Origin of the sequence: Mesorhizobium sp. (genome assembly GCF_024509055.1) — a bacterium.
Lineage (GTDB): Bacteria > Pseudomonadota > Alphaproteobacteria > Rhizobiales > Rhizobiaceae > Mesorhizobium.
The window spans coordinates 1-5,830 of sequence record NZ_JANINM010000068.1 but is presented as its reverse complement, the minus strand read 5'-3'; the positions used below and the strand labels follow the sequence as shown (position 1 = coordinate 5,830).

Annotated in this window: 6 protein-coding genes; 4 read left to right on the top strand and 2 right to left on the bottom strand. The window is 65.0% G+C overall.

The window, feature by feature from the left end:
* Both leuB and Q0L57_RS04040 read left to right on the top strand, forming a co-directional pair.
* The coding region (gene leuB, locus Q0L57_RS04045; protein WP_296738450.1) for a 3-isopropylmalate dehydrogenase at positions 1 to 819 on the top strand (819 nt) is incomplete at its 5' end.
* A 2-nt stretch (positions 820 to 821) separates the two neighbouring features.
* Positions 822 to 1,307, top strand: coding sequence for a GNAT family N-acetyltransferase (locus tag Q0L57_RS04040; protein WP_296738448.1), 486 nt, complete (start codon positions 822 to 824; stop codon positions 1,305 to 1,307).
* Here the strand turns inward: Q0L57_RS04040 and Q0L57_RS04035 are convergent.
* Positions 1,297 to 1,950 (bottom strand): DUF805 domain-containing protein, encoded by a 654-nt coding sequence (locus tag Q0L57_RS04035; RefSeq protein ID WP_296738445.1) that lies wholly within the window; start codon positions 1,948 to 1,950, stop codon positions 1,297 to 1,299. The two genes, Q0L57_RS04040 and Q0L57_RS04035, sit on opposite strands and share 11 nt — an antisense overlap.
* A 162-nt stretch (positions 1,951 to 2,112) precedes the next feature.
* Here Q0L57_RS04035 and Q0L57_RS04030 point away from each other — a divergent pair, with 162 nt between their 5' ends.
* Positions 2,113 to 3,540 (top strand): glycosyltransferase, encoded by a 1,428-nt coding sequence (locus tag Q0L57_RS04030; protein ID WP_296738442.1) that lies wholly within the window; start codon positions 2,113 to 2,115, stop codon positions 3,538 to 3,540.
* A 5-nt stretch (positions 3,541 to 3,545) separates the two neighbouring features.
* Here Q0L57_RS04030 and Q0L57_RS04025 read toward each other — a convergent pair whose 3' ends face one another.
* The gene (locus tag Q0L57_RS04025; protein WP_296738438.1) at positions 3,546 to 5,399 is read right to left on the bottom strand and encodes a DEAD/DEAH box helicase; all 1,854 of its coding nucleotides are present in this window, start codon (positions 5,397 to 5,399) and stop codon (positions 3,546 to 3,548) included.
* Positions 5,400 to 5,510: 111 nt separating this feature from the next.
* Between Q0L57_RS04025 and Q0L57_RS04020 the strand changes: the two genes are divergently transcribed.
* On the top strand, positions 5,511 to 5,729 hold the full coding sequence (locus Q0L57_RS04020) for a hypothetical protein (protein ID WP_296738435.1): 219 nt from the start codon (positions 5,511 to 5,513) through the stop codon (positions 5,727 to 5,729).
* The last annotated feature ends 101 nt before the right edge of the window (positions 5,730 to 5,830 follow it).

Sequence of the window (5,830 nt, the reverse complement as noted above, 5' to 3'; positions counted from 1 at the left end):
CTGCGCAAGGACATGGAGCTGTTCGCCAACCTGCGGCCGGCGATCTGCTATCCGGCGCTGGCGGCGTCCTCCTCGCTCAAGCAGGAAGTGGTCGAAGGTCTCGACATCCTGATCGTGCGCGAGCTCACCGGCGGCGTCTATTTCGGCGAGCCGAAGCAGATCATCGATCTCGGCAACGGCCAGAAGCGCGGCATCGACACGCAGGTCTATGACACCTTCGAGATCGAGCGCATTTCGGGCGTCGCGTTCGAGCTCGCCCGCACGCGCAAGAAGCACGTCACCTCGATGGAAAAGCGCAACGTCATGAAGTCGGGCGTGCTGTGGAACGAGGTGGTCAGCCAGACCCACAAGGCGAAATATTCCGACGTCAAGCTCGACCACATGCTGGCCGATGCCGGCGGCATGCAGCTGGTGCGCTGGCCGAAGCAGTTCGACGTGATCGTCACCGACAATCTGTTCGGCGACATGCTCTCCGACATCGCCGCCATGCTCACCGGCTCGATCGGCATGCTGCCTTCGGCCTCGCTCGGCGCGCCTGATGTGAAGACCAAGAAGCGCAAGGCGCTCTACGAGCCGGTGCACGGCTCGGCGCCCGACATCGCGGGCAAGGGCATCGCCAACCCGATTGCGATGATCGCGTCCTTCGCCATGTGCCTGCGCTATTCCTTCGGCATGGTGGCCGAGGCCGACAAGCTGGAAGGGGCAATTGCCGCGGTGCTCGACGATGGCCTGCGCACCAAGGACATTTTCTCGGCCGGCATGACCGAAGTCGGCACGACCGAGATGGGCGACGCAATCATCGCCAAGTTCCTGGGCTGAACGTGGCGGTCGACGTCCGCTGGGCGACGACCGACGATGCCGGTGCGCTCGCCATCGTGCTGTGCGAGATGGCGGCGCATTACCGCCAGGCGCCGCTCGATCACGGCCATGCCACGGCGACAGTGCTGCAATGGCTCAGGGACGAAAGCCCGGCCTATCCGCATTTCGCGCTGGCCTTCGCGAGTGGTGAGGTCGCGGGCCTGGCATCCGTCGCGATCGCGCATCCCGGGGTCGACCTGCGGCGGCTGATGTTCCTGAAGGATCTGTTCGTGCTGGACTGCGCGCGAAATCAGGGTGTTGGCCGCGCCCTGATCGGTTTTCTCGCCAGCCAATGCTTCGACAAGGGCATCGGGCGCATCGACTTCACGACCGAGGACTGGAACGAAGGCGCGCTGCGCTTTTACGCAAGCCTCGGCGCCGAGCGCCATGGCCAGAAGGTCTTTCTGCGGCTGTCCGGTGACGCGCTGAAGACGGTCGTTAGAACCTGACGCCAGCTGGCACCGGACCCCACCGGTTCTCCCCAAATTGAGAGGGAAGAAGCCCAAAGATGGGAAAGGCAACGGCCCCCAAGGGCGTGTAGCAAAGCAAGACGAGCCAGCCGGTCAGCCCGGCGTCGTGCAGACGCCGCACGACGATCGCGATCGACGGCAGGATTGCTACCAGCATGAAGAGCAACGCAGGAATGTATCCGATCGAGGTCCTTGGACCATCATCGAAGCCGCTTATCGCCAGATTCAGCAGAATGCCGAAACCGAACAGCGCGGCGAACACGACCAAGAGCCAGAGATGGAATGCCCAAAACTCCTTACGGCGGGCCCGGCCTGCGAAATTGCGGTAGTCGTCGCCCAGCGCACGTAGGAAATATGCCCACAGCCCCATGGACTTTGCGGAAGGGGTTTCGGCAGCGAGTCCGCGCTGCGGCGGATTCCGATTCAGCAATTGCTTTCCCGATCTTGCGGCTACGATACCGTGCGCAGTGCCGTCGTCCGGAACGAACTCGACTGGCGCACCTCTGGTCAGCGCCATGTCCTGGGCCAGGTCGCCGCGGCTGAAGATGTAGCGCTTGCCGTCAACGCCGTTGACATAGCCGTAGTCCTGATCCTGGTCGTAATGAATTATTACACCGCGCATGGCTCCCCCCTCGCGTCGTGCTGCCTTATTTCAACTACCTAAGATTGTATCTGCTTGCAATATGCATCCTTGCCGTTAATTGCGATGGTCCCAGTCGGTCGGCTTTCGTCCTCTGTCAAATCTGGATAAGAAGCGGCGAATCGCTTCGTGATCGCAGGGGCAATGTCCAAGAAGAAATCAGTCCCGCTGCCGGACGCGACGGAAGAAACCCGCGGCAAGAAACGACAAATCCGCATCGACGCGACCGGCCTGCTCGCCTGGCGCGGCGCGCTCGCCGGCATCCAGCGGGTCGAGGATTTCATGGTCAGGGCGGCTCTGGCCGACCCGGACCCGGACATCGAGGTCGTGACGCTCGATCTTTCGAGCCGACGCTTCCGGCCGCTCGAGAATTTCGAGATGGAGCAGCTGGGCATCCACGACATCGCGCCGATACGACTGCGTCCGAGGCGCAGGCCCCTTGCCGCGTTGCGGCAGGCCTTCGAAGCGGTGCGGCGCTATCCGATGGCGAAAAGGGAGGCGGATCGGCAGCTCGCAACGACTGTCGCCAACGGCCGGGCAGGGCCCGTTTATGCCGCGACAAAGCTGCTTGTGCGTGCCTATCGTCTTTGTCGCAGGGCGGGCCTCAAGACCGGCCTGGTCAGGCTTCCTGCGGCAGGCAACGACACTTCGGCCGAACGCTCACTCGTTTTGATCAGTCATTGGATCCTGGTCGGCGAGAACCCGTCGGCGCTGTTGGGCGCCGGCGACATGGCCTTCCTGTGTCACGACATGATCCCGACCATGCGGCCAGACCTTGTCGGTAAGGGCAAGATGCAATCGGTCTTCGGCCCCAACCTGGAGGCGTTGGCGCGGTCCGGGGCGGCGGCCTTCTGCACCTCCGAAGCCGCGACGGCGATGCTTGCCGACCACATGCAAAAGGCCGGCATCGACCTGCCTGCCGCCCATCGCTTCCCAATGCCGTCGCTGCTCCATGAAAAAGCCAACCGGCTTGGCGCGACGTCGCGCCTCGATGCCGCCGAGCCCTTCGTCCTCTATTGCTCGACCGTCGAGATCCGGAAAAACCACATCCTGCTCGCGCGCATCTGGCAGCAGGCGCTGGATGAAGGGGTCAGGCTGCCGAAGCTCGTCTGCGTCGGCCGCTGGGGATGGATGGTGGAGGAGCTATGCGCCTATCTCGAAGCTCATCCGCGACTGAAGGAACATATCGTCTTCGCGGGCCCGGTGAGCGACGAGGAGCTCATCGGCTACTATCGCAGCGCAAGCTTCGGCGTTTTTCCCTCGCATATCGAAGGCTGGGGTTATGCGGCGTCGGAATGCCTCGATTTCGGCGTTCCGGTGATCGTCTCGACCACGCCGTCGCTGGTCGAAGCGACGGGCGGCCTGATGCCGGCGGTCGATTCGACGGACCAGGCCGGCTGGTACGCCGCCATCCGCCGCATGGCCGAGGATAGCGCATGGCGCGACGAACTTTCGGAACGTATCGCCGAGACGCATCGGCCGACCTCTGCTTCCGACAGCTGGGCCGCGATCAAGGCCGGCCTGAAAGCCAGCGCCGGACGCGCCGATGACCCGGCGCCGACGAGAGGCTGAAGCGATCAGCCCGGGCGCTTCTTCGCCTTCTTGGGCTTGGGCCCAGTGGAATTTTCAAACTTCGGCTTGCTCGGCTTCTTTGCCCATGGCTTCGCCTCCGTCGCGAAGCGCTGGTCGGCGGAAGGGTCGGCGCGTTTGCCAGATTTGTGTTTTGGCGCGCCGTGGTCGAAGCTTCCCTTGCCGCGATGCGGCTTCTTCTGCGGCTTTGGCGGCTGGTAGCCCGCCCGCGACAAGTCGGGCGTGCCGTCGATCCGCTTCACCACGATGTTGTTCTGCAGCTTGCGGTCGGGACCGATCGCGGCGAGGAAGCGGTCGGCCCAGTCGGCCGCGATCTGCACGAAGGTTTCTTCCGGCTGCATCTTGATCGCGCCGATCTCGCGCTTCGACATGCCGCCGGTGCGGCACAGCAGCGGGATCAGCCAGCGCGGCTCGGCATTCTGCCGGCGGCCGACCGACAGCGAGAACCAGACGCTGTCGCCGAAATCATCGCGGCGGGCGGGTGCCTCGTCCCGAGGCGAAAACTTCTCGCCCGACGGCGTGAACGGCGCGGTATCGAGGAGGTCCTCCGGCGCTGAACGGCTCGAACGGCAAAGCCGCACGAAGGCAGCGGCAACCTGCTCGGCGCCATGCTTCTCCAGAAGCGTGGCGATGAAGCCGCGCTCCTCGTCTCTCACGGGCTCGTCGAAGCTCGGGTCGGCGAGGATGCGCTCGTCGTCGCGGCGCAACACCTCGTCGGCCGAGGGCGGGCTCGCCCAGGTCGCTGTCAGCTTGGCATTCTGCAGCAACCGTTCGGTGCGACGGCGGGCATTGTTCGGCACGATCAGCGCGCTGACGCCCTTGCGCCCCGCGCGCCCGGTGCGTCCGCTTCGGTGCAGCAGCGTTTCCGGGTTGGTCGGCAGGTCGGCATGGATGACCAGCTCCAGACCGGGCAGGTCGATGCCGCGCGCCGCGACGTCCGTTGCGATGCAGACCCTGGCGCGGCCGTCGCGCATCGCCTGCAGCGCGTGGCTGCGCTCGTTCTGGCTGAGCTCGCCCGACAGCGCCACGACGGAGAAGTTGCGGTTGTTGAAGCGCGCCGTCAGATGATTGACGGCGGCGCGCGTGTTGCAGAACACCAGCGCGTTCTTCGCCTCGTAGAAGCGCAGCACGTTGATGATGGCGTTCTCGCGGTCTGGCTGCGCGACGCTCAGCGCGCGGTACTCGATATCGAGATGCTGCTTCTCCTCGCCGGCGGCCGAGATGCGCACCGCGTCGCGCTGGTAGCTTTTTGCCAGCGTCGCGATGGAACGCGGCACGGTGGCGGAAAACATCAGCGTTCGCCGATCGGCGGGCGCGGCCTCGAGGATGAATTCGAGATCCTCGCGAAAGCCGAGGTCGAGCATCTCGTCGGCTTCGTCCAGCACCACGGCCCTGAGCGCCGACATGTCGAGCGAGTTTCGCGTGATGTGGTCGCGCAGCCGGCCAGGCGTTCCGACGACGATGTGGGCGCCGCGTTCCAGCGCCCGCCGCTCGGTGCGCATGTCCATGCCGCCGACGCAGGAGGCTATCGCCGCGCCGGTGAGTTCGTAAAGCCATTCGAGTTCACGCTTCACCTGCAATGCCAGCTCGCGCGTCGGCGCCACGGCAAGCGCGAGGGGCGCCGCGGCGCTGGCGAAGCGCTCCGCGCCGCCAAGCAGCGTCGGCGCCATGGCCAGGCCGAAGGCCACGGTCTTGCCCGAGCCGGTTTGTGCCGAGACCAGGGCGTCGGCCTGGCCGAGCTCCGGAGCCAGCACCGCCTGCTGCACCGGCGTCAGCTCAGCAAAGCCGCGTTTTTCCAGCGCCTGCGCCAGCGCCGGGACAATGCCATCGATCTTGATCATCTTCTTCTTTCGGAATTCGGATAAGCGTCCACCCAATCGGGGACGCTGGAGCAGGCTGGCGTCGCGCCAGCCAGGCAATCACGAGCCGTTGGTTACCGCGAGCGGCGGCCAATGTACAGCGCGCGCGACCGCGCATCGCAATTGACTCTTTATGCAAAGCGCGTAAAAGCCGGCAGCGAACGGGATCGTCTTTCGATGCGCGGCCTCTTGATGGCTCTTCTTGCATTCGATGCCCCCAGCCACGATGTATCGCATCGGGCCGGGCGTTTCGACGCGCCCGCTCGTTCCCGCAAAACCACGGCCAAGAAAACCACCACCAAAACGGTGTGATTCCCTTGGCCTAACCACCCTCTCCCGGGTCCGGCCGGGGGACGAGACCCGCATGAGGCCGGCGGGTTTTCTCCAACAACCAAGCGGAGAGGGACAGGAGA